The sequence below is a fragment of the Rhizobium sp. CCGE531 genome (assembly GCF_003627795.1).
In the GTDB taxonomy this organism is placed as follows: Bacteria; Pseudomonadota; Alphaproteobacteria; order Rhizobiales; family Rhizobiaceae; genus Rhizobium.
Map to the genome: position 1 here is coordinate 448136 of NZ_CP032687.1, position 22806 is coordinate 470941.

The 22806-nt window shown below is 57.0% G+C and carries 20 protein-coding genes, 1 tRNA gene and 1 pseudogene; 16 read left to right on the top strand and 6 right to left on the bottom strand.

The genetic code is table 11. The features are described from left to right. Window positions 1–28: 28 nt before the first annotated feature. Window positions 29–102: transfer RNA gene (locus CCGE531_RS34595), tRNA-Met, on the bottom strand. Between the two features lie 86 nt (window positions 103–188). Here CCGE531_RS34595 and CCGE531_RS34600 point away from each other — a divergent pair. Both CCGE531_RS34600 and CCGE531_RS32005 read left to right on the top strand, forming a co-directional pair. Further along, entirely contained in the window at window positions 189–941 is a 753-nt protein-coding gene (locus tag CCGE531_RS34600) for a hypothetical protein (protein WP_162944143.1), read from the top strand. Between the two features lie 20 nt (window positions 942–961). After that, on the top strand, window positions 962–1429 hold the full coding sequence (locus tag CCGE531_RS32005) for a hypothetical protein (protein WP_162944145.1): 468 nt from the start codon (window positions 962–964) through the stop codon (window positions 1427–1429). 176 nt (window positions 1430–1605) lie between these two features. Here the strand turns inward: CCGE531_RS32005 and CCGE531_RS34605 are convergent, their stop codons facing one another. After that, a complete protein-coding gene (locus tag CCGE531_RS34605; protein WP_162944147.1) occupies window positions 1606–1938 on the bottom strand; it encodes a hypothetical protein in 333 nt (110 codons plus the stop codon). A 364-nt stretch (window positions 1939–2302) separates the two neighbouring features. Between CCGE531_RS34605 and CCGE531_RS32015 the strand changes: the two are divergent. The 5 genes and pseudogenes from CCGE531_RS32015 to CCGE531_RS32035 all read left to right on the top strand — a co-directional run. Continuing rightward, window positions 2303–2603 (top strand): annotated as a pseudogene (locus CCGE531_RS32015) (IS30 family transposase); the annotation flags it as partial. 554 nt (window positions 2604–3157) lie between these two features. Next, window positions 3158–4204, top strand: a complete 1047-nt coding sequence (locus CCGE531_RS32020) for an NAD-dependent epimerase/dehydratase family protein (protein ID WP_120670918.1) — start codon at window positions 3158–3160, stop codon at window positions 4202–4204. Continuing rightward, complete coding sequence (locus CCGE531_RS32025) at window positions 4201–4554, top strand: SMR family transporter (protein WP_120670919.1); 354 nt, start codon at window positions 4201–4203, stop codon at window positions 4552–4554. The genes CCGE531_RS32020 and CCGE531_RS32025 overlap by 4 nt, the downstream gene beginning before the upstream one ends. A 1-nt stretch (window position 4555) precedes the next feature. Then, window positions 4556–4939, top strand: a complete 384-nt coding sequence (locus CCGE531_RS32030; RefSeq protein WP_245459568.1) for a hypothetical protein — start codon at window positions 4556–4558, stop codon at window positions 4937–4939. Between the two features lie 2 nt (window positions 4940–4941). Further along, window positions 4942–6465: a GMC family oxidoreductase gene (locus tag CCGE531_RS32035; protein WP_120670920.1), complete on the top strand. Its 1524-nt coding sequence runs from the start codon at window positions 4942–4944 to the stop codon at window positions 6463–6465. A gap of 99 nt (window positions 6466–6564) precedes the next feature. Here the strand turns inward: CCGE531_RS32035 and CCGE531_RS32040 are convergent, their stop codons facing one another. Genes CCGE531_RS32040 through CCGE531_RS32050 form a run of 3 tightly spaced genes read right to left on the bottom strand, consistent with a single transcriptional unit; the run spans window position 6565 to window position 11100 of the window. Further along, window positions 6565–8541 (bottom strand): hypothetical protein, encoded by a 1977-nt coding sequence (locus tag CCGE531_RS32040; RefSeq protein ID WP_245459570.1) that lies wholly within the window; start codon window positions 8539–8541, stop codon window positions 6565–6567. Between the two features lie 28 nt (window positions 8542–8569). Beyond that, entirely contained in the window at window positions 8570–9640 is a 1071-nt protein-coding gene (locus tag CCGE531_RS32045; RefSeq protein ID WP_120670922.1) for an NAD(P)-dependent oxidoreductase, read from the bottom strand. 17 nt (window positions 9641–9657) lie between these two features. Next, window positions 9658–11100, bottom strand: a complete 1443-nt coding sequence (locus CCGE531_RS32050; RefSeq protein ID WP_120670923.1) for a UbiA family prenyltransferase — start codon at window positions 11098–11100, stop codon at window positions 9658–9660. 561 nt (window positions 11101–11661) lie between these two features. Between CCGE531_RS32050 and CCGE531_RS32055 the strand changes: the two genes are divergently transcribed. The 4 genes from CCGE531_RS32055 to ugpC all read left to right on the top strand — a co-directional run bounded on the left by CCGE531_RS32055 (window position 11662) and on the right by ugpC (window position 15915). Further along, window positions 11662–12957 (top strand): extracellular solute-binding protein, encoded by a 1296-nt coding sequence (locus CCGE531_RS32055; RefSeq protein WP_120670924.1) that lies wholly within the window; start codon window positions 11662–11664, stop codon window positions 12955–12957. 78 nt (window positions 12958–13035) lie between these two features. Further along, a complete protein-coding gene (locus CCGE531_RS32060) occupies window positions 13036–13962 on the top strand; it encodes a sugar ABC transporter permease (protein ID WP_120670925.1) in 927 nt (308 codons plus the stop codon). A gap of 11 nt (window positions 13963–13973) precedes the next feature. Beyond that, a complete protein-coding gene (locus CCGE531_RS32065; RefSeq protein ID WP_120670926.1) occupies window positions 13974–14807 on the top strand; it encodes a carbohydrate ABC transporter permease in 834 nt (277 codons plus the stop codon). A gap of 40 nt (window positions 14808–14847) precedes the next feature. After that, complete coding sequence (gene ugpC, locus CCGE531_RS32070) at window positions 14848–15915, top strand: sn-glycerol-3-phosphate ABC transporter ATP-binding protein UgpC (protein ID WP_120670927.1); 1068 nt, start codon at window positions 14848–14850, stop codon at window positions 15913–15915. A gap of 8 nt (window positions 15916–15923) precedes the next feature. On the opposite strand, the gene CCGE531_RS32075 is transcribed toward ugpC, so the two are convergent. After that, window positions 15924–16511, bottom strand: coding sequence for a phosphoenolpyruvate hydrolase family protein (locus CCGE531_RS32075; RefSeq protein ID WP_120670928.1), 588 nt, complete (start codon window positions 16509–16511; stop codon window positions 15924–15926). Window positions 16512–16642: 131 nt separating this feature from the next. On the opposite strand from CCGE531_RS32075, the gene CCGE531_RS32080 reads away from it, so the two are divergent. From CCGE531_RS32080 to CCGE531_RS32100, 5 genes are read left to right on the top strand one after another with little or no spacing between them, the layout of a single operon-like run. Next, the gene (locus CCGE531_RS32080; protein ID WP_120670929.1) at window positions 16643–17854 is read left to right on the top strand and encodes a Tm-1-like ATP-binding domain-containing protein; all 1212 of its coding nucleotides are present in this window, start codon (window positions 16643–16645) and stop codon (window positions 17852–17854) included. Continuing rightward, the gene (locus CCGE531_RS32085) at window positions 17844–18701 is read left to right on the top strand and encodes a phosphoenolpyruvate hydrolase family protein (RefSeq protein ID WP_120670930.1); all 858 of its coding nucleotides are present in this window, start codon (window positions 17844–17846) and stop codon (window positions 18699–18701) included. Before CCGE531_RS32080 ends, CCGE531_RS32085 begins: the two co-directional genes overlap by 11 nt. Before the next feature lie 19 nt (window positions 18702–18720). Further along, window positions 18721–19350 (top strand): cupin domain-containing protein, encoded by a 630-nt coding sequence (locus tag CCGE531_RS32090; RefSeq protein ID WP_120670931.1) that lies wholly within the window; start codon window positions 18721–18723, stop codon window positions 19348–19350. A 39-nt stretch (window positions 19351–19389) separates the two neighbouring features. Continuing rightward, on the top strand, window positions 19390–20478 hold the full coding sequence (locus CCGE531_RS32095) for a Gfo/Idh/MocA family oxidoreductase (RefSeq protein ID WP_120670932.1): 1089 nt from the start codon (window positions 19390–19392) through the stop codon (window positions 20476–20478). Between the two features lie 19 nt (window positions 20479–20497). After that, window positions 20498–22327, top strand: a complete 1830-nt coding sequence (locus tag CCGE531_RS32100; protein ID WP_120670933.1) for a phosphoenolpyruvate hydrolase family protein — start codon at window positions 20498–20500, stop codon at window positions 22325–22327. Window positions 22328–22806: the final 479 nt, after the last annotated feature.

Sequence of the window (22806 nt, forward strand, 5' to 3'; positions counted from 1 at the left end):
CTGAGGCGTTCCAGCGCTTGCGTGAATTTGGTTGCAGCTCCGGAATTGAACCAGATGTTTCGAGGTTATGAGCCACGCGGCTTACCGTTTGCCCTGCCTGCGCGCGAATTCCCCTACCATCCTCCAAACGGACAGGTTGCGACACATTCTTCGCGATATTATTCTTCGCTTAAATTAGGGCTGGGCCAATGAAACGATTCTTGATTGTTTTTTTGCTGTCTGCGTTGCCTGGATTTGCTCGCGCGGATGCGTGTAACACAGACTGCAACAACAAGTGCTGCCGAACCATCCAGATAACTCCCTTCGACAGAAACTCTATCTGTGATCCTGCATGCAAAGCGAGCTGCGAGGCGGCGAAGGGCATTTGCAGAGCGGGAGGACACAGCCTTCCCTCAATACCGAGCTTAGTCAATGAAGTGACGAAACTGCTGGAGCAATCCTGCTCAAGTGCATTCGAAACGATCACGAAAGCCGTCGTATTCTCTCAGCCGTTCTACGGAGCTGGCTCGGACTACCTCATCAATTCATCCCGAGACGTCCTCGTGCAGACCAGGCTGTTTGCTTCCCAAGAATTCGGTGGTGTGACGATACGCTGGTGCAGACTTCTACAACATACCGCCGGCATGACACCTGATCCAAATTTGATCTGCATCAACGATGATCTCTTTAAGAACAATCAACCCTTGGAGACGGCGATAACCATCGCGCACGAAATGACGCATATTCGGGAATATAGGCGGATGGCGACAACCGACAGCTTTAAATGCGAATATTCGAAGGAATATGTTCGTTGCGGTGGGCGGCAAGACCGCTGCATGCCTCTTGAACGTGAAGCATATGACTTTGAAGACGGCGTCGCTTGCCCGACATTGACTAATTTGTATTACCACGGAACCGTCAATGCACAGGCATTTTGCACTAATCGAGCTAGCAGAAGATGACTCGGCTAGGTGCGGGCGCCATGATCAAAGAGCTAATTACATTTTTCTTGAAAATTTGGGTCCTTTTCGGCACCTTTTATTTGGCGGTCATAGTAGCCGACAGATACGACCTCGTGCCACCGCCGCCGCGGAAGTGGGTGGCGGAACTCCACAATGCTCGTGATCTGGTCGACAAGGCGAACGAGCTTGCAGACAAGACTCAACCCGTCACGAAAGCGGTGTCGGATGTGGCAAACGCATTAACCGCGCCACTCCAGCTGCTGACGCAAGTGCTGAAAGCAATTCCGCAATTGCCCACAGGTTCGGCCGGAGTGCCAGGGTTACCTACCGGGGTCCCGCAGCTTCCCGGTACGGTCCCAGGTTTGCCAGGGGGATCGTCAAACCCCTTGCCAAATATACTACAGCATGTCCCTAGCCCCGTCCCAACCGTTCCAGGCCCCATTCAAAAAATCATCCCCGGACCGGTCAAAAAAATCCTGCCATTTTGAGAATCGTTCATCCAAATACGTTCTGGCGCGGCAGAGCGCTCAACACTGGGGATTTGCAGGCGTCCAAAACGGCGCAGTTCTTCTATTGGGCCGTTTACACATGATCGGCGGCGGGACCGGCAGCAGCAGAGCGCAAAGCATGTGGAGCGCAAACAGTCATCCCAACGACAAATGATCTATGCTGCTTCGCTGAATTCATCAAGGCTCACGTCATCCTCAAGCCTGTTCAGCAGTTCGATTATCCCCAAGACGTGCGCCTTCAACTTCTCGTCCAGCTTTCCGAGCGTGTTCTCTGCGTGATAGCGCAGCGAAACGGTTCGGCCGCGCCCTCGTGGCAAAAGGCGCCCTAGCTGCGTATTGAGGTGCTTTCGGCGCTTGTGGCGAGCATCTTCCGTCGCGCTGGCCTTGGCGAAGCGATAGGCTTGCTGCTTGTCGAAGCCTGCCGACATCAGCGCCTGGATATCCTCTTCGCATGCTATCGGTCCGCCATCGCGGCTTAGGGAAACCATACCCCCTACCCCGTCCACGCCCCGAATCCGATCGAAGCCGCTGGTTTGGATTCTCCGGTGCATTCCACTCGAAATGCTTCCTGATCCAGACCCATTTCGTCGTTTCGCAACGGTTTGCGAAACCCTTGGCGAACTGTTCGCTGAACGCTTTGCGAACCCTTTCGATATCCGACTGAAGGTCTTCGCAAACGTAGCCGTCCGGTAGCCTCATGACGCCAGCGATAGTGCCGTGCGGGCTGGTCAGCAGATAGATCGCCAGCGCCCTGTCGTCTTCGCTCATGGATCGAATGGTGGCGCTGGACCAGAATGACGAGTGTACTTTGCCATAGTCTCGCATCAGGGCCGCTCTTCTCCCCCCGGTGCCATCTATCGTGAGATCAGGCGCAATACGCTCCATGACCGTAAACTTCCCGAATATAGTGGCTACGTCTCGACGGTTGCCGACGATATCGCCAAGAAACGCCGGCGACGCTTGAGAAAGCTGCGACGTCACCCGCATCTGCGTCGCATGGTCATTGAGAAACTGGAGGCTCACTGGTCACCGGAACAAATTGCCGGGCGTTTTCTGGCCGACAGCATCAGTCTTGTTCGCATCTGCAAAGAGGATCTGCCGCTTCATTTATGGCAAGAAGGATTAGGGGTTCGGCCTCTATGGCTATCTGCCGTAGGTGCGTCGCAAACGCCGGCCTCGCGGCTCCAGAAGGAGATAACCAAGCATTCTTCGTCTTGATAAGCGCAGTGTCCGAGTCTCGACAATGTCGGACCCAGGACAAGGCACGATGAGCGCCATCTGATTGGTTTAGAACAATGTTGCCGTATGGCACGATACATGCACCCACCGTCCGAAAAGCGCTGCGCCAAGGAGGAGGAATTATCCCACGATAGCTCACCGGTTGGGTACATTGTGCCCAGCTTGCTGCTGCGCCCGCTTACGGTATGGGACTGAGGAAGAACGGCCAGCCTGTTCTGTGAGCCTCGTGGCGGCGCAACAGAGCAGCCCTTGTTATGACCAATCTAATCAACGTTCAGGAAAGGGCAAATGACACTTCACATCGGATACGGGCGGCGTGCGTCAAGCGTTGCCGACCCGAATTCAAAACGATGTCCTGGGACCGCCGTTGCAACTTAGGACAGTGGTCAGCTACGAGGCTAACTGCATTTGCGGGCGTTGCTTCCAGCGGTTTTCTTGAGATCCCACAAACTTTCTGGGTTAGGAAAAGTGAACACGGCTCTAGTTACCGGCGGCTCCGGATATTTTGGGGAATTGTTGAGCAGACAACTGCTCAAGCAAGGAACCTCCGTTCGCGTCTTTGATTTGACACCCCCGAGCATGAGCCATCCGAATCTTGAGTTTCTCAAAGGCACAATTCTGGACCGGGATGCGGCAAAACAAGCAGTGGCCGGCATGGGAAAGGTTTTTCACAACATTGCGCAAGTCCCACTGGCTAAGGAAATAGATCTATTCTGGTCTGTCAACAGGGACGGCACTCAGATTATTGTTGACGCATCAGTCGCCGCTGGAGTGGAAAAGTTCGTCTATACGTCCTCAAGCGCTGTCTTTGGCGCGCCGAAGTCGAACCCCGTAACAGAAAAGACAGAACCGGATCCGGCTGAAGATTATGGTCGCGCAAAGCTGGCTGGAGAACTTATCTGTAAGGAAGCAATGCAGCGCCATGGTCTGGATGTGGCAATTGTGCGTCCTCGCACTATCCTCGGACATGGGCGCTTGGGCGTCGTTCAAATCCTTTTTGACTGGATTGAACGGGGGTTCGATGTTCCAGTGCTGGCTGGCGGGAATAACAAGTATCAGTTCGTGCACTCGGATGATCTGGCATGGGCATGCATTGCAGCGTCCAATGTAAGAGGGTTTGCCGCATACAATATTGGTGCCGCCGAATTCGGTACAATGCGTGAACTTCTTCAGTCTGTAATCGATCACGCCGGAACCCGTAGCCGAGTTAAATCCATCCCTGTGGGACCGACGGCGCTGGCAGCGAATATGGCAAGTTTGCTCGGCCTTTCTCCTCTGGGGCCGTACCACTCGCTGATGTATGGCCGATCTATGTATTTCGACATTTCAAAAGCGCAAAAGGAACTTGGCTATGCACCGAGGTATTCAAATTCCCAGATGATTATTGAATCCTATGATTGGTACCGGTCGAACAGGGAGGCTCTCTCGGAAGGAGGAGCGTCACATCATAGGTCGCCGGTCAAGCAGCGGATCCTTGCACTGGTTCCACGCGTATTGCGGATGATCCCGAGATGAACGCGCTACCCATGATCCTGGTTTTTGCTGCGAGCCTGAATTCCTGTATCGGCAATATGTTGCTGAAATGGAGCCGGGTCTCGCTGCCCGCCGACGCCGGAGTGGCCGACAAGTTCTTTTCCATAAGCTTTTTAAGTGGGCTGGCATTTTATGGTATCAACGTCGTGTTGCTCGCAAAGGCTCTCGATTCGATGGAAGTGTCCATCGCTTATCCGATTTTGGCGGGCTCCGGATTCGCGATGCTGATGGTTGCGTCGTACTATGTTTTCGGAGAGCCTTTCCGCCCCCACAAATGGATCGGTCTTGCCCTTATCTTGGCTGGCATCATCTTTCTGGCTCGAGGGAACTGAAATGGCATTCGATCGAGTGCTCGTGGCGACAATGACGCCAGTATGGCCATTACTCAATGGGGAAGAAAAGCCAATGGTGATAACGCAAGTCGCACGCAGCGTCACGCGCGCCATTGCTGCTGCCCCCTTTCATATTCGTCTGCCGGTTAAAAGCGTTTCGCTTTTCCTGAGCTTCTGCATTGTGTTTATTTCAGTCGGCGCGGGCGGTCCCTTGGCACGGAACCTCCGCGCAGAAAGGTTTTATCATTTCCTGCAAAGATTGCCGGGGCCGGTGGACTCCGTCGTGCGCCTTTACCGCTCGATGACCCTGCTTGCATTCTATGAACAGGCGCCTGTGGCCAAAAAACTGTTGGGCACGCAGGCTCTGCACCGATTAAGGGCTTGAGTATGCGAGGCAGTTTTCGCCCAAGTAGTGCGCTGCACCTGGAAGCGGATGCGGTTATTATTGGCTCCGGTGCGGGCGGTGCAAGCGTGGCAGATGTACTGACAGCTACCGGTTTGTCAGTGATCATGCTTGAAGAAGGCAAACATGTCTCATCATCATCGGCGTCGCCGGTCGCAAGTGAAGCGCTCGGGGCAGCTTGGCGCAGTGGAGGATTAACCGCCGCGTTTGGACAACCGCCGATAGCGTATGCGGAAGGCCGATGCGTTGGGGGAGGAACAGAAATCAACAGCGCCATTACCCAACGCGCCGATAGCGACCTCATCGATCAATGGCGTAAGCTCTACAAGATCGAGAATTTTACACCGGACGAATTGACGCAATATTATCAGCGCGCCGAGGCGACGGTAAATGCAAGTCTCACTCCGGGTCCGGTCGGACGTGCCACGGATATTTTGCGGCAAGGGGGCGAAGCGCTTGGCTGGGAAGTGTCGGAGCTGAAACGGGGCCAGCGTGGCTGCAAGGGTGCCAATCATTGTTCTTTTGTTTGTCGGAGCAGCGCCAAACAGTCCATGGCGATGACCCTTCTGCCACGGGCGATAGACCGCGGCATGCGGCTTTTTGTGCAAACGCGTGTGGCCAAGATTCGCTTTGCCAACGGACGCGCCACGGAAGTCATCGCCCGCTCGTGGGGTGCGGATGGCCAGGGTCTTTCGATACGCGTAAAGGCCGGCATGGTGTTTGTCTGCGCAGGAGCAATTCACACACCGGCGATCTTGCGTCGCTCCGGCCTGCGTGAACGCATTGGCAATACGCTCCGCGTTCATCCGACAATCAAGGCAACGGCATTGTTTGATGAGGCTGTTGATGCACATCAGTCGCGCCTTCCGCTAACAGCAATCACCGAATTCATGCCGGAACAGCGGATCGGCGGGTCGGTGTTCACGCCCGCGCTGTTTGGCCTCTCGCTTGCGGAAGACTGGATCAATCGCGGCGACCTGATGCAGCACTGGCGATTTTGCGGCTCATATTACGGCATGATACGACCGCGCGGAGTGGGCTCAGTCAGATCTCTTTCGGGTATCAATGAGCCACTTGTCCGCTTCACACTCACCACTGAGGACTGGATTGCTTTGAGCCAGATTCTCACCCGTCTTGGCCAGGTCATGTTTGCGGCCGGTGCCCGTAAGGTCTTCCCAAGCATATCCGGTCATGAGGGCTGGACAACCCCTGATCAGGTGCATGAATTCTGGCACAATCCTCTGCCGAAACGGCAGACTAATCTGATGACCGTACACTTATTTTCCAGCTGCCCGCCGGGCGAGCATTGGGATGTTTGCGCCGTCGACAGCTACGGACGCGTGCGAGGCGTCGAAAATGTCTTTGTCGCTGATGGCAGCCTCATTCCGGAGGCACCCGGCGTCAACCCCCAAATGACGATCATGGCCCTAGCATTCCGGGTCGCAGAAGCGGCACTTAGTCATTCCGTTCAAGAACGCGCCCGATCAGCCGCAAGAGAAAGACGCTGAAGCCCGCATGGTTGAGACCAAGGCAGGTTATCAAATATTGAGGCTGAGTAGCCTTACGATTTTGGCCAGGCACGGCGCGCGAACTCCCAGTAGGGCGTATTATCGATAGATGCGCCACTTGCCCTTTTCCTCGGAAACAAGCTTGTAAACTGAATTGTTGTCCAGGACCGGCTTGCCCCACAACCCATCTCTTGACGTGACGACCAGAGTCTTACAGAGGTATTTTTCCTTCATAACTCTAAGCCGATCTTCAGTGGCATTGCCTTCGAAAGCATCCACGAAGAATTGATAAACGCCTGATGCTTGCTCTGGTGTGAGTTGAGCAGCATAGGCGCGCAAAAGCCCCAGCGGCGTTCCGCAATTTCGTCTCCGTGACAAAACCGCCCAGGCAATGTTTCCCGGCCACCGTGTTACACTTGCCAGATCAAGCGGGTTATTGGCGACTGCTTCAGCCGATGGAGTGACCTGACGGACAGCTTTCCACATATCAGGAGAGGCCTTGAAAGCTATCCCCTCCTCTGTCTCGGGTCCTTCAACTCGAAATTGGAAATTGGCCGCGTATACACATTGGGCGCCAGCTAAAATTGAGGGCGTTAGAAATATAACTGCGGTCATCGTTGTTAGGCCCCCGACCAGCGTGCGTTCTCCGAAGTGTGTGGAGAAAAGTGCAGCAGTCATCCCGGTCATAAGAAGTAGCGACGGGATGAGGACGCGCCATCCTAAATCATTATACATAATGACACTGTGAAGGAACTGTGTGCAAAATAGCGGAGCAATCACCGCGACAATTATCGCGCGGTCAATATCTGGACGCCCGGTCGTTTCGTCTGAAACGATAGAGACACTCCAGATGAAAAATGACAAAAATACAATGCCGAATTCAAGAAGGAGCAAAACAGCCCAAAATCCGGGAACATCATAAAACCAATTTCCGCCAAGAAATGTCGGAAAAACCCAAAACGCCACGGCTTTTCTCGCGTGTATTAGGAAGGACTGTTCATAAACCAGGACACCCGCACAGAGTACGGCTATGGTAACAGCGACCGAAAGTGAAATGGCAACTTCCAGCAGTCGATGGGCCCTTAGCACATGCGGAACTGCCAGCACCCCCACAACGGGTAATATCAATAGCAGTGAGAAGCCGCCCGCCCACATCGAGCTTCCATAGGCAGAAGCCAACATCGCGCCCATGAATACTGCGAGAACCAGATTCCGCCCGGCGTCACAATATAAAATTCGCAAGTACGCCAGGACGATAATCAAGCTCAGAGCTCCGGAAAATAGGTGCTGGGGTACCCATGCAGCCTGAATGATCCACGTTTGGAGTCCGTGTTCGTGTGCCATCCATGTGTCGATCCACTTTCCGGAGGCAAATCGCACGATTGACTTGAGCGAACCGGCGAGCAGGAGCGGGAGTACCCACCATGCGGCATTCGCACTACTGCTTCGGGCAACCGCCAGCCACGCCACGACAAACGTCGAGAACAATGCCGTCAGGCCGGTAAGCGCAATGTCGGCCTCCCAGCCGCTCGCGCCTGTGACAACGGACGAACATGCGGCGATGAAGTGCCAGACGTAATAGTAAATAAGAGTGTAGGGAATTTCTGCTTGGGAATAGAATGGATTAGCGGGAGGCAACCCGTTTTGAGCTATTTCATTTACGATGGCAATTTTCACATGATCCCAGATCGGATGACCTACGCCAGCGCTCTCACCATAGTGCTGCGGAATGATGGCGAACGTTGGCAACAGACAGAGGAGAAATGCAACAACCAACCAGAACAAGCCCGGACTGGTCGGCGAGCGCAAGAGTGGTTCAATGGCCCCTTTCGATAACCAGAGTGCGACAGCGGACAAGGCAACAACGATCAGGATCAGATTGGTAGCGGTCAAAGGTAATAAGTGAAAAACGGAAACACCTGCAGCGCCGAATATTCCCAATCCAATGACCGGGGCTATAAGCAAGCGCATCCGGATATTACTTTCGAAGTACTTCGAAACAGGCAGTCCTATGGCATATCCTATGGTCATTGAAACAAGTGCGCTGGAGATCACGGAGGAAGTTTGTACAAGCAATGGTTGGCTCCGAATTCTTTGGTGAGCTTTAAATTGACTGACCGTGCTTGAGGCACCAATCGATCGAAAGTCGCACACCCTCGCGCAACGCTATCTTGGGTGTGTAACCGAGAACGCTTCTGGCTTTGGTGATATCGCAGGCGATTGTCTTGTTCATTTCGGACAGAGCATGGATTTGCTGGGAATAGATGCCCGCATGCTGGAGAGTCACATCCACTATCCTTGCGACGTCGCCGACGATGGTCGGCAGATGGAACTGGTTAGGCTTGACCGTCATGCCGAAATCGTCACGCAGTACTTTTGCGACGATCTCGATAATTTCATTCATGGTGTAGGGCGTCTCGTCTGCAAGCCAGAATATCTCTCCGGCCGCCTGCTCGTGAGCTGCGGCAAGAAGGACGCCTTGGGCGAGGTTGTCCGTGTAACCCATCGAGCGGCGGTTCCGTCCCGATCCAACGATAGGAAACCTGCCGTCCTTGACCATCTTGAAAAAGAGCGTTTGCCTTGGCGGCTGGTTGGGACCGTAAAACCACGGCGCGCGGACGATGACAATTTGCATCGGGCTGCCAGCAGCAATTTCCGCACGCACTGCCTTTTCCATCATCATCTTGGAGCGGCCATACCCACCCCAAGGGTTATAAGGGCTTTCCTCCGTGAACCTATGGTCGGGGTGTGGATTGGAGCCGAGCGGCGAATTCGATGACATGACGACAGCGCGCCGCACGCCTGCTTTTTGCGCTGCCGTGACCAGATTGATCGTGCCCTGTGTGTTGATCGCTTCAAACTGCGCAACCGTCCTGGGATGAATGACGCCGGCCATGTGGATCAATACGGCGCCCTCGGCGCCGGCCACGAATTTTCGCACAGATTCCATGTTCCGGATGTCGCCTGTCACGATCTCCAGGCCCTGTTCGCGCAACTGCGATACGTCATCTCCCACAGGAACTAACGCCCTCACCCGAAAGCTACCGGTTGCGAGGAGTCCCACTTCCGGCACACCCGTCGTTAGCGCCGCCGCCACGCGGCCGCCCAACCAGCCGGCAGCTCCGGTCAGGAGTACGAGAGGCGCATTCAGGCGTATCAGTCTCGTCTCTTGCATCTTGGCAACGCCTTATTTTACAAAGCCAGCCCAAACGCCAATGCAATGATGGCGCCGATGAACAAGCTGATCTTATCCCGGAGCGCAAAAACAATTGGATCGTCGTGCAAATCCATGCGATGGCTTAGGAGCCAGATCCTTTGCAACCATATGAACACGCCCGCCGGCGCAACATAGAGCCATTCTGGTTCGCCATATGGTTGCGTCCCTTGGGCTTCGAGGGCAATGAAAAGCAGCATGATAACGATCGAAGCCGCGGCCGAAGCAATGCCATAGCCCAGGGTGAGCGGCCAATCATTGGGCAGATATCCGCGCCCTTTGATGGTGCCCTTCCCTTTTGACCATGCGCGCATTGCTTCCACATGGCGTTTTGCCAGCGAAAGCGACAAAAAGAACATGGCTGAAAAGGACAAAAGCCAAGGCGAGAATGCCAAATCATGCAGCACCTGACCCATGACAATTCTCATTGTGAACAACATGCCGATGACCGTCACATCGAGCAACGCATAACGCTTCAGGCGGAATGAATAGGCTAATGTCAGCGCGAGATAGACTGCAACAGCGAGCGCGAATTGAGGGTGCAAAAGCAACGCGATCCCAAAGCCCGCGGCCAGCATAATCATGCTCACCAAGAAACCGTTCATAACGCTGATTTTTCCTGCGGCAATCGCCCGGAAGCGTTTGGTTGCGTGCGCCCGGTCCGCCTTCAGATCAGCCAAATCGTTGACGATATAGGTTGCCGAAGCAATCAGGCTGAAGGCGAGAAAGGCGACTGCCGTTTTCAGCTCGGCATAGAAGTCGCCAGCAAGATGGGCGAGAAACAAGGGAACGTAAATCAGCACGTTTTTTGACCACTGGTGAACTCTAAGTTCAGACAGCCAATCTTTCACCGGATTGCTTTTCTCGGGATTGATCGTCCTGACTTCGACGCCAGCCTCGCGGAGCTGGCGTGCGTATTTCACCCCGTTGCCAACCAGAACGGCGCCGGAAGCGGTCTCCCAGATCGGCAGGTCGGCGGCACTGTCGCCCGCATAAATGAAACCCTGAGGGAAGCTCTGCTGAAGCCATTTCAGCTTGTGGCGGCTTTTCATGTTCGATGAGCCATTACTGCCCTTCGCACCGTCGAAACTGCCAAGATAACAAATGACGTTATCCGCAATGCTCTGATCTGCTGCCGTCACGAGATAAGTTTTACGTCCGTCGGCTTTCGCGCAACGTATCAATTCCAATATCTCTTCACGATAAGGAAGTACCCGCGGCTCAATCGAACGAATGTTCGCCAGCGTTTGCTTCAAGGCTGCGCGACCCTTGAACCAGCTTGGAACGACGCGGAGCAACTGCTGCGGCGAATGAAAGACGGCTTCAAAGAAGTTCTCATGAAGGCTGTCTGTTTGTATCAGAGTGCCGTCCAAGTCACAAACCAAAGGCAGCTGGCGATCAAAGCAGTCCAGATCGAGCATCTTCCCCTCACCAATCACCGCGACATCATCAGAGAGGCGAACGTCCTCAGGGCGGAGCTCCCGATAAGGATCCAAAGTGCGGCGAGCGTGACGCGGACCTAACATGATGCTTTTGCCTCTTTTTATCGACCGAGACATCACCCAAGAGATGACCACAGGTCCGTACTCCAGACGCATTGCGACAAAAGAGCATCAAGACTCGTGCCAACTGTGCGAAACGAGGGGGGGAGACTTTCTGCACATCGTTCAGTGACGGGTATGAGTGGCGGCAGGAACGCTGCTGGGCAGCGCAGTGTCGCCGACTTGACAAAATCGACAGCGGGTGTCGCTTGTTTGAAGTTTCCTACGATCGACTTGTCCAGCATCGAATCGAGTCCAGGCCAGGGTCGAACGGCACTTGGTCTAAACCCGAGAGCTGAGTCATCGCGAGCTTACCCAATATTACCCAATCGCCGCCTTCGTCGCCGTTGCGCCAGATATGGGGCTGCCGTAAGCCCTTCATCATGGAGCGAGTGGAGAAGCGATCGGAGGGGTCGCAAGTGCTCCAAAACGGAGGAGAACATGAAACGTCGCGCCTTTACCGCCGGGCTGGCGGCTTTGCCGTTCCTCGGCACCAGTCTGACCCGCGCTTTCGCACAAAGCGCTGCTGCTCCGCTCCCGAAAAGCTATTCGGGGCAGAAGATTCGTGCTCTCGCCTCGACCGGCGCGGTTTGGGAGTCAATGGCAAACATCAGCCGGGAATTCACTGAGGCGACCGGCGTTGCGGTTGAGTACGTCAATCTTTCCTACAATGAGCAGTACCAGAAGCTGATCCTCGATCTGACCAGCGGCGCGGCCTCATTCGACGTCTTCAACTTCGCCTACCAGTGGAAGTATGAGATCGAACCTTATTCCGCTGATCTCGCGAACATCGCAACCGAAATTCCCGGCGCTCCAGACCTCGCCCTCGATGATTACCCAAAGCGCGCCTTAGACATCTACGGTCGCGTCAAAGACAAGCTTGTCGGACTACCGACGATCGGCGACGTTACGCTTTTCGTCTGGAACAAGGATGCCTACAAGGCTGCGGGACTGGACCCGGCCGTCGGACCGAAGACCTGGGACGAAGTTGCAGAGCGCGGAGTCAAGCTCGTCGGCAACGGCCAGTTCGGCTATGCCATGCCGGCAGGCAAAGGCATTCAGACGACAGTCACCTGGATTTTGATTTTCAAGTCGATGGGTGGCGAATATTTCAACCCCTCCGGTGCGCCGACCTTCGGTAGCGAAGCCGGCGTCAAGACCATGAAATTCCTGGTCGAGAAACTTGCCCCAATCAGCCCGCCTGGCAATCTGACATGGGATTTCCCGGAGATGTTCAACAGCCTCTCCACGGGTCAGGCCGCGCAATCGATGATGTGGCCGGGAGCGTTCGGCGATCTGCTTAACCCGAAGACATCCCAGGTCCACGACAAGGTCGCCTGGTCGCCGACGCCACAGGCGTCACTGCTTGGTGGCTGGGCGATGGGTGTAAATGATTCTTCCCGTGCCAAGGATGCAGCTAAGCTCTATGTTGCCTGGCTCACATCACCCGACATTGTTCGTCGCATGGGCCTGATGGCAGGCGCCCCAGCCCGCATTTCAGCGCTTAAGGATCCGGAACTAGTCAAGCAGGCACCGAACCGCCCCGCCGTCCTTGCCGGCTTACAGGGCGACGTTGCCGAATATCCGCCGATCAAGGAAGCCGAGCAGATCCACATCATGATCTATGATGAGGTGAATGCGGCGGTGGCGAAGATCAAGACGCCGGAACAGGCGGCTAGCGATCTGCAGGGCAAGGTGGAGTCGTTCATGCGGCGCCGCGGTTATCTCAAGACTTGAAGCCGCGCTCCCGCGAGGGGCAGGTGATCCTCCCGCCTGCCCCTCCTGTTACAACGGCAAATCCGTGGTGGTTAGTTGATGACAATTTCACAAACAATGATCGGCGATAGAGTGGTGCCCCGGCGGCGGCGCATCCGTATGAGTTCGGTGTTCTGGTTTACGCTGCCGGCCGCGGCAATCATGCTGCTCGTGGTGGGCGTGCCGCTCGTTTATTCGTTCTACTACAGCTTCACGGGCTGGTCCCTCGTCTTACCTGGCAGCGACCAGGACTTCATCGGGCTTCTCAACTACACCGACGTGCTTGGCAGTAGCGAATTTTGGGCCGCGATCCGCGTGACGCTGATCTACGCTGTCGTGGCGGTCAGTCTGGAATGCGCCCTCGGCATCCTCTTTGCGGTGCTCCTGAACATGGAATTCTTCGGCCGGGGACTATTTCGCTCCCTGATGTTGATCCCCATGGTGATCACCCCCGCGGTGGTCGGCATTTTCTGGAAGCTGCTCTACGAACAGGATTCCGGCGTCTTCAACTATCTGCTCGGCACCATCGGCTTCGAGCCTGTGCCGTGGCTCAGTCTCACCTTTGCGCTCGCGTCCGTCATCATCATGGATGTCTGGCAGTCGACGCCATTTTTCACGCTGATCATCCTGGCGGGCCTGCAGTCGCTCGACCGAGATACGATAAACGCGGCGCAGGCAGATGGTGCCAATGCGTTTCAGGTCTTCCGCTACCTGACGTTGCCGCACCTTGTGCCCTACATCATGATTGCAGCTGCGTTTCGCATAATCGGCGTCATGGCCGACTTCGACAAAATCTTCCTGTTGACGCTGGGCGGGCCCGGAAACAGCACGACGACGCTGAGCGTCTATGCCTACAACACGGGATTTAAAGTCTTCGACATCGGCAGAACTACAGCGATCTCCTGGATCTATGTCGTTTTCGTCCTTCTGATCAGCGCTCCGCTGATCTGGCGCCTGTTCCGTGGCGCTAGCGTCAACCGGCACTAGGGAGGTCAGCTATGATTGCTGCAACCATGGCCAATCGCTCCACACGCAAGATGCTCCTGACACTCTTCTGGTGCGCGCTCGCCTTTGTATATCTTTTTCCCTACACGTGGATGGTGCTGACCGGATTTCGGCATGGCGTCGACACGATCTCTGTTCCGCCACGCATCATCTTCCAGCCGACGCTCGACGGGTTCCGACACCTCTTTGAGGTGACCGGGTTCCAGAAATACCTCTTCAACAGTGCTGTGGTGACCGTGGCGAGCGTCCTGTTGGTCATTGGTGTTTCGGCTCCCGCCGCTTATGCCCTTGCCCATCTTAGCAAGCGCAGCGGGGTCCTGCTGGTCGCAATTCTCATCGCCCGCATCATCCCGGGAATTGCGATCGGTGTGCCGGTCTACCTGCTTGCCACGCGCTTACATCAACTCGATACCTACCAGGCGCTCGTCGTCATCAACGTCGCCGTCAACATTCCCTTTGCGATGTGGCTAATGCGCAGCTTCTTCATGGAGGTTCATCCGAGCCTGCGCGAGGCGGCGATCTCGGACGGCTGCAGCGAATGGCAGGTGTTCACGACGATCATGCTGCCGCTGGTGCTTGGAGGAATGCTGGCAACGTCGGTGTTCGTATTCATCGGGGTGTGGAACGAGTTTCTCTTTGCGCTGATTCTGACCACTTCGGTCAGTCCGACGGCGCCGCTCGCGATGCTCGGCTTCAGGACCCAGTACGGCGTGCAATGGGATGCGGTGGGCGCTGCCGCGCTGCTTGTCTCGACGCCTGTTATCATCTTCGCCTTCATCATGCAGCGTTATCTGGTGCAAGGCCTCACCATGGGATCCGTCAAATGACAGGCAGGGCTGAACAGATTCACAGAAAGGCCAGCAGATTATGACTGATGTGACTATCCACAATGTGACCAAGCGCTACGGCGCTCTGACAGTCATCCCTCAACTTTCATTCCGGATCGAGGACGGGGAGTTTGTCGTGCTGGTCGGGCCCTCAGGATGCGGCAAGTCCACCCTCTTACGCATGCTGGCGGGGCTGGAGGAAATTTCCGGCGGCGAGCTCCTGATGGGGAAAGAGGTGATCAATGACCGTCCCGCCAAAGAGCGCGACATGGCGATCGTCTTCCAGAACTACGCGCTCTATCCCCATATGACGGTCGCCGAGAATATGGGCTTTGCGCTGAAGCTCCGCAAAAGACCACGGGCGGAGATTGATGAACGCGTCGACAAGGCCGCGGCGATCCTCGGTCTCGGCAGTTTACTAGACCGCTATCCCCGCGCCCTTTCTGGCGGCCAGCGTCAACGGGTTGCGATGGGGCGGGCAATCGTGCGCGATCCACAGGTCTTCCTGTTCGACGAGCCGTTGTCGAATCTCGACGCCAAGCTCAGGGTGCAGATGCGGGCCGAGATCAAGGCCTTGCACCAGCGGCTGAAGATTACCACCGTCTATGTGACCCACGATCAGATCGAGGCCATGACCATGGCCGACAAGATCGTGGTCATGAATGACGGTAGGGTAGAGCAGATGGGCACGCCACTTGAACTCTACGATCGACCGGTCAACCTCTTCGTAGGCGGCTTTATCGGGTCGCCGGCGATGAACTTCCTGCCCGCCAGGATCGCCTCTGCAAGCAATTCGGTGCTGAAGACCCCCGAAGGCGTCGACCTGCCGATCGGTGGCGGTATGGGGCTTGCGGGACGCTCGCAGGTGACCTACGGCATTCGACCGGAGCACCTACAGCTCGGAGAAACAGGCATTCCGGCGGAGGTCGTAGTCGTGGAGCCGACCGGCTCGGAAACGCAGCTCTACGTCACGGTGGCAGGCCGGGAGATCATCGCCGTCCTGCGGGATCGGGTCGATGTACGGCCGGGCGAGAAAATCTGGCTCACACCCAAACCCGGATGCGCGCATCTCTTCGATCCTGATTCCGGGATGCGGATTACCAACTGAATTCGCGTTCAAGTCTCGTCGATGGCGTCAGGAAGGCGAAACAGCCCGAGCGTGGTCTCATGCGCAAGCTCCGTTAGCTCTGCGAGCATAGCGTCAGTCGCATGCCGTGCTGCAATTAGTCCACTGACACCGATGGCGACGGCTTCTTGTGCCATGCCAAAACTATCGACCACTGCGAGGGCGCTGAACCTATTCGCGACCGCCGCCCGCAGCAGATTGATTTCGGTCGCCGCGCCGTATCCAAAGTCCTCGAGACCGACCCGCATTTCGCCGTCGATCGCAGTAACGCTCGGGAAATTGACGACGCCAGTGCACCCGGCGGTCTCTAGCGCCTTCAGGATGTCGACGTGGCGGCGGAACGGGTCGAGCGCAAGCACGCCGGCAAAAATCTGGTCCACTCGTGGGAACCCGTTCGTGATCTCCGCGAGAAGGCGCCCGTTGGCGTCGTGGACCGGAAGCAGCACCAGGCTGTCGTAAGCGCTGCTCGCCAGCCCATCGCACGAAGGGCAAAAGATGGAGACGGCCTGTGGCTCGCGATGGGGGATCGCCGCAAGGCGGGTTACGATGTCGACGGGGCGAAGAGAAGAAGAATGCATCTTGGTCCTGCGAAACGGTTACCCAATTCTACCCAAAACGTCCGGCCGCGCCAATTGATTTGCGGCAGGCTCGGCGGCTAGGTTTTTGCTGAGGTGAAAAGGCCGACGGAGCGCCGGTCAGGAGTAGAACAATGAACACAGTTTATGTGGTGGGTACCTGCGACACCAAGGGCGGCGAGTTGCGCTATCTACGCGACCTTATCCGCGACGCCGGTTGTGACGCAGTTCTGGTCGATGTCTCGGTATCGGAGTTTCACAAGGAGGCCGCCGATGTGGACGTTCAACCATCGGAGGTGGCGCGTTTTCATCCGAACTCTCCGAAGGCCGAGGCGCTCAAGGACCGCGGCAAAGCGGTCGCCGCCATGTCTGAGGCGCTGATAGCGTTTTTACGCTCCCGTCCGGACGTTGACGGTATCATCGGCGCGGGCGGAACGGGCGGCACGGCGCTGATCGCCCCTGCCATGCGCGCGCTGCCGATCGGCACGCCGAAGGTGCTCGTCTCCACCGTCGCTTCAGGCAATGTCGCCCCCTATGTCGGACCGACCGATATCAGCATGATGTATTCGGTGACGGACGTCTCGGGACTGAACCGTATCTCACGCGTCGTTCTCGCCAACGCCGCCCATTCCGTGGCCGGTATGGTGCTCAACAAGCCGACTGGCATCGCGGCCGATGAGCGGCCGGCGATCGGCCTGACCATGTTCGGGGTCACCACCCCTTGCGTCCAGGCAGTCACCCGGGCGCTGGAAGCCGAGTTCGACTGCCTGGTGTTCCACGCTACGGGCACCGGCGGGCAATCCTTCGAGAAGCTCGCCGATTCCGGTCTGCTCGTCGGCGGCATCGATGTCTCCACGACCGAGGTCTGTGATTATCTCGTGGGCGGTGTCTTCCCCTGCACGGCCGACCGCTTCGGCGCCTTCGCCCGGACCAGACTGCCCTATGTCGGCTCCTGCGGCGCGCTCGACATGGTCAATTTCGGCGCCATTGACACGGTCCCCAGCCAGTTTCACGCGCGCCGCCTGCACGTGCACAATCCCCAGGTCACGCTGATGCGCACGACCCCGGAGGAGTGCGACAGGATCGGCGAGTGGATCGGTGAGCGGTTGAACCTTTGCGAGGGACCGGTGCGCTTCCTGATTCCGGAGTTGGGCGTCTCGGCGATCGATGCGCCCGGTCAACCCTTCCACGACCCACAAGCCGACGCCGCGCTGTTTTCGGCGCTCGAACGCACGTTACGGTGCGCTGGCACGCGGCAGTTGATCCGCGTCCCCCTCCACATCAACGACCCGCAATTTGCGGAACTCCTCGTCACTAACTTCAAAGAGGCCCTTCGTGAGCACTGATATCTTTGCCAAGCGTCCCACTCGTTCTGAGCTGCTCGAGCATTTCCACAAGAAGATCTGGGCCGGCGAGCCGATCATCGGCGGCGGCGCCGGTACGGGCCTGTCCGCCAAGAGCGAGGAAGCCGGCGATATCGACCTCATCGTGATCTACAATTCCGGCCGCTATCGCATGGCCGGCCGCGGCTCGCTTGCCGGCCTTCTCGCCTATGGCAACGCCAACCAGATCGTCGTGGAGATGGCGAGCGAGGTCTTGCCGGTCGTCAGACGCACCCCAGTGCTCGCGGGCGTCAATGGCACGGATCCATTCGTCGTCATGTCGACCTTCCTGCGTGAACTCAAGGAGATTGGCTTTGCCGGCGTCCAGAACTTCCCGACCGTGGGCCTGATTGACGGGCTCTTCCGCCAGAACCTCGAAGAGACGGGCATGAGTTATGCCCAGGAAGTCGAGATGATTGCCGAGGCGCACCGGCTCGATCTCTTGACGACGCCCTACGTGTTCAGCCCGGAGGACGCGATCGCGATGGCGAACGCCGGCGCCGATATCCTCGTCTGCCATATGGGATTGACGACGGGCGGCGCAATCGGCGCACAGACGGGCAAATCGATGGAGGACTGCGTCACTCTGATCAATCAGTGCATCAAAGCGGCAAGAGAGGTCCGCGAAGACATCATCATCCTCTGCCACGGCGGCCCGATCGCCAATCCGGAGGATGCCCGCTGCATGCTCGATGCCTGCCCAGGATGCCACGGCTTCTATGGGGCGAGCAGCATGGAGCGGCTGCCGACCGAGGACGCGATCAAGTCGCAGACGCGCGCCTTCAAGGCAATCCGGCGCAAGAGCGCCTGACGGAAGAGGAGACAGGAAGATGTCGGTCTTTAAAAGTGGAGATCAGCCGCCCGGCTGGTGCGAACTCACCTCATTTGAGTTCGCCGATCTTTCCGACCAGCCGCGGCCGGTTCCGATAACGGCTCAAAAGCAGCGCCTGCTCGTCACGCGCGGATCGTGCCGGCTGACCGGCGCAAAGGGAGCGCAGGTCTTCAGCGAAGGTCAGTTCGCCGATATGGATGCGGCGGACGGCCCCTTCACCGTGGATTCCGGCGACGGCACCGCCCAGGTCATCGTTTTCTACGGCCGCTGGGGTAATGAACTGGGCGGGTGCGGCGTGTTCAAGCTTGCTCCGGACTCGCTCATTCAGGTGAAAGGCGATCCGGTCAGCTACCCGAAGTCGACCAATTTCGATTCCCACTATCACGACTGCGACGAGTACTGGGTGATCATCGAGGGGGCGGGTACCGTCGTCGTCGGCGCGCGCAGCTTCGAGGTCGAGGTCGGCGATTGCGTTGCCATCGGCATGGGATACCATCACGATCTTCCTGAGGTTCGGGCTGACGTGAAGGGTGCGTATTTCGAGACGACGCTCGAAGGAAGGAAGCGTTTCGGTCACCTCTGGGAGCACACGCACGGGCCTGCCGATATTCGCCAGGAGCGCGTCTGACCGTGCGCGCCAAGTCCTGCTCATCTGGAGGTGAATTTCATGACGTATAGGGTCCTGCATATCGGCGCCGGCGGCTTCGGAGAGCGCTGGTGCGACACGTTCCTGCCGCCGAATGTGGTTGACGGAACGATCGAGGTTGCCGGCCTCGTGGACATCGATGCCAAAGCGCTCGAAACCGGCCGGAAGCATCTCCACTTGGAGGCGGGACAGTGTTTCACCTCGGCCGCACAGGCCTTCCAGACGGTCGACGCCGACTTCTGCACCATCGTCATCCCGCCCGCTCTGCATGAGGGAATCGTCGACCTGGCGCTCGCCCGCGGCATGCATATTCTGTCCGAGAAGCCGATCGCCGACACCATGGAGGCTTCCGTCCGTATCGCTGAAAAGGTACGAGCGGCGGGCTTAAAGATGGGCGTCACAATGAGCCACCGGTTTGATCAGGATAAATCGACGCTGAGGGCGCTCGTCGCTGCGGACGCCATCGGCCGCGTCAATACGGTGTCATGTCGGTTCGCCGGCGACTTCCGTGTTTATGATTCCTGGGGGCGTTTTCGCCATGAGATGATACATCCTATGCTAATCGAGGGTGCCGTGCATCACCTGGATATCATCGCCGATCTAGCCGGAGCACCCTGCACGTCGATTTATGCCCGAACTTGGAAGCCAGAATGGGCGGATTACAAGGGCGACACAGACGCCATAGTATTGATGGACTTCGGCAACGGCGCTCGTGGTGTGTATGAAGGATCGTCGGCACAAGCCACGGGCCTTAACGACTGGACATTCGAATATTTTCGGGTGGAGGGGGAAACCGGGACGGCTATTCTCGACCACCGTGAGATCGAGGTATTCCACCGCTATCCGATGCGACTTCGACATACGAGCCGTCAGGGAAAAGGTCAGCAAGTGTCGCTGCTACCGGGCCAGAAGTGGCAGAATTCACTTTTGATCGAGCAATTCTGCCAGTGGCTCGACGGCGGCCCGCCCATGGCAACCAGTGTCTGGGACAACCTGCAGTCTGTTGCGCTAGTGTTCTCGGCCATCGAAAGCGCGCGACTGGACCAGCCGGTGAAAGTACAGGAATTCCTCCAATCCTATTGGCAGGGGGCTTCGATCGAGCCTCAATAAGCTGTAGATTGGCCTGACAATGGCTGAGCTTGTCGTTCACGCTTCGGAATCGCTAACTTCGTCGTCAGCTCGCGCACTCGCAAGAGCCGATATTGTCGCGACCCTTAAAGCTGCCCTCAACAAACCTAACACCACTCTCGTGGGCGCTGCAATCGGCACAGGATTGGCCGCCCAGGCTGCCTCGCGAGGTGGCGCCGACTTTATACTCGCACTGAACGCCGGCCGTTTGCGTAGCATGGGGGCGCCCTCAATTTTTTCCCTGCTCGCATTGCGAAGCAGCAATGACTTCGTCTTGGATTTCGCCCAATCAGAGATCCTGCCGTTCGCCAAAATACCGGTTTTCTTCGGAGCTTGTGCGTTCGATCCCCGCCGCCCGATAGAGACTGAACTGGAAAGGATCGCAGATGCGGGCTTCGGCGGGATCGTTAACTTCCCCACGTCCGTCTTCCTTGATGGACGCTTTCGCACCAACATCGAGCGCGCAGGGCTGGGATTCCAGCGTGAACTTGAAATGCTCCGTGCCGCCCAGAGAAGAAACATGGCGACTCTCGCCTATGTTCGAACAGTAACAGAGGCTCAGCAGGCCGCTGAGGCCGGTGTGGACATCATCAACCTCAATCTCGGCTGGAACGTCGGAGGAACCGTTGGGAGTCGCACTGGGCTCAGCCTCACTCAGGCGGCCGAGTATGCAAAGATTGTCTTCCGTCGGATACGCAGCATTTCACAAGAGACTCTTTGTGTTCTAGAGGGCGGTCCCATCGTCAGTCCGGACCAAATGTATGAGGTATCGGCGGTATCCAAGGCAGACGGATACATCGGCGGCTCTACCATTGATCGAGTGCCTCTCGAAGCCTCTATGGAGCAGATTACGTCCGCCTTTAAATCCGTCGGCACGTTGCAAAAGCGAATTGATGAATTGGAGCGCCAACTCGAGCATGCGCAGCGCGAATATTCAATCGTCGGGCGGTCACCCTCTATTCAGCAAATCAAGCAACGCATCGAAAAGCTTGCGGCATCGACGCTGCCGGTTCTGATTACCGGCGGAGCCGGAACAGGCAAAAAGCTCTTGGGGCGAGGCATTCATGAGGCGGCCAGACGCTCCGGGACCAAGCTAATCAATGTCGGCCCAGTCGACGCAAGCGGTGTATCGCTTTTCGGCTCCGTCCAAACGGAGCGCGGAAAGAAGGCGCTTGGGCTGCTGCAATACCATCCGAAGGCCACCTTGCTGATCGAGAACGTCGAATGCCTATGCATCGACGCTCAGGAACGACTGGTGGAAGTGATTGAGACAGGCATTTGTCCCCGTCTCGGGGATAACGAGAGAGGGCGCTTCGAGGGCCGCCTAATCCTGACGTCGAAGCAAACACTATCCCAGTTGGGCTCAAGCGGGCTTTTGATACCTTCGCTAGCGTCGCGTCTGTCTCCTGGACACGTGTTCATCCCCGATTTGCGTGACCGCCTCGAAGACCTGCCACTTCTTGCGGAACACTTCCTTCAAGAACTTAGAAAAGATCGTCGTAGCCGAAAGCTATCAGTTGACCACTCAGCTTACCGCATTCTTATGACATATGGATGGCCCGGAAACGTCCGTGAGCTACGGTCTGTATTGGAGACTGCTGCCATGAATTGCGAGGGCGACTGGATCCAAGCCGAGTGTCTGCCTCCGCTTGGTACCTCATCCCAGCCTCAGCCGCACTCGGCGGACGAACGGGAGTGGATCCTTGACGCTTTGCAGCGGCATCGTTTCCGCCGCGGGGAAACTGCGCGCTACCTCGGGATATCGCGCAAGAGCCTATACAACAAAATGCGAGCTTACGGTCTCCCATTGCAGCAACGCACCACCTCCTAGCCTGGGCGATCAAATCCTTAGGAGCGCCTTACCCAATTCGTGCCTTTCGATCCGCATTTGCATTGTCCGATCGTCGACAAATGTCAGACATACGACAAAACGGTGTTTGAGCTTTCATCTTGATTAGAATGGTTTTCTCGTTGGCACGCTGCGTGCATCCTCGTTCGCAAATGCGTCTCGGAGCCAAGACTACGATGCAATGATTACACTCACAGAATAATGCCATCCTCGCATTGAAGGATGCTCTTTCGGGGCTCGTCGGTCTGAGATTCCTTGTGGGCCCGGAGAGCGGGCCGCGTGAGCCCGATGCTGTCATTGAAACGGGTGCGGCTAAATCACGGTCCTGATCTGTCTGTCACCGGCCTGACCCTGTATGCCTCACGGATTTGCTTGGTTTTTCTCCTCGACAATCATAACGCGTCGGAAACGTGCGCCCGCGGCGAGTCCGCCGAGTGCCAGAAACCGGGAGAACGCCTGGC

Excerpts from the sequence above, each read along its gene's own strand:
- CCGE531_RS34600 (WP_162944143.1), top strand. The coding sequence starts at position 189 with ATGAAACGATTCTTGATTGTTTTTTTGCTGTCTGCGTTGCCTGGATTT.
- CCGE531_RS32005 (WP_162944145.1), top strand. The coding sequence starts at position 962 with ATGATCAAAGAGCTAATTACATTTTTCTTGAAAATTTGGGTCCTTTTC.
- CCGE531_RS34605 (WP_162944147.1), bottom strand. The coding sequence starts at position 1,938 with ATGGTTTCCCTAAGCCGCGATGGCGGACCGATAGCATGCGAAGAGGAT.
- CCGE531_RS32025 (WP_120670919.1), top strand. The coding sequence starts at position 4,201 with ATGAACGCGCTACCCATGATCCTGGTTTTTGCTGCGAGCCTGAATTCC.
- CCGE531_RS32030 (WP_245459568.1), top strand. The coding sequence starts at position 4,556 with ATGGCATTCGATCGAGTGCTCGTGGCGACAATGACGCCAGTATGGCCA.
- CCGE531_RS32035 (WP_120670920.1), top strand. The coding sequence starts at position 4,942 with ATGCGAGGCAGTTTTCGCCCAAGTAGTGCGCTGCACCTGGAAGCGGAT.
- CCGE531_RS32045 (WP_120670922.1), bottom strand. The coding sequence starts at position 9,640 with ATGCAAGAGACGAGACTGATACGCCTGAATGCGCCTCTCGTACTCCTG.
- CCGE531_RS32050 (WP_120670923.1), bottom strand. The coding sequence starts at position 11,100 with ATGCTCGATCTGGACTGCTTTGATCGCCAGCTGCCTTTGGTTTGTGAC.
- CCGE531_RS32055 (WP_120670924.1), top strand. The coding sequence starts at position 11,662 with ATGAAACGTCGCGCCTTTACCGCCGGGCTGGCGGCTTTGCCGTTCCTC.
- CCGE531_RS32060 (WP_120670925.1), top strand. The coding sequence starts at position 13,036 with ATGACAATTTCACAAACAATGATCGGCGATAGAGTGGTGCCCCGGCGG.
- CCGE531_RS32065 (WP_120670926.1), top strand. The coding sequence starts at position 13,974 with ATGATTGCTGCAACCATGGCCAATCGCTCCACACGCAAGATGCTCCTG.
- ugpC (WP_120670927.1), top strand. The coding sequence starts at position 14,848 with ATGACTGATGTGACTATCCACAATGTGACCAAGCGCTACGGCGCTCTG.
- CCGE531_RS32075 (WP_120670928.1), bottom strand. The coding sequence starts at position 16,511 with ATGCATTCTTCTTCTCTTCGCCCCGTCGACATCGTAACCCGCCTTGCG.
- CCGE531_RS32080 (WP_120670929.1), top strand. The coding sequence starts at position 16,643 with ATGAACACAGTTTATGTGGTGGGTACCTGCGACACCAAGGGCGGCGAG.
- CCGE531_RS32090 (WP_120670931.1), top strand. The coding sequence starts at position 18,721 with ATGTCGGTCTTTAAAAGTGGAGATCAGCCGCCCGGCTGGTGCGAACTC.
- CCGE531_RS32095 (WP_120670932.1), top strand. The coding sequence starts at position 19,390 with ATGACGTATAGGGTCCTGCATATCGGCGCCGGCGGCTTCGGAGAGCGC.
- CCGE531_RS32100 (WP_120670933.1), top strand. The coding sequence starts at position 20,498 with ATGGCTGAGCTTGTCGTTCACGCTTCGGAATCGCTAACTTCGTCGTCA.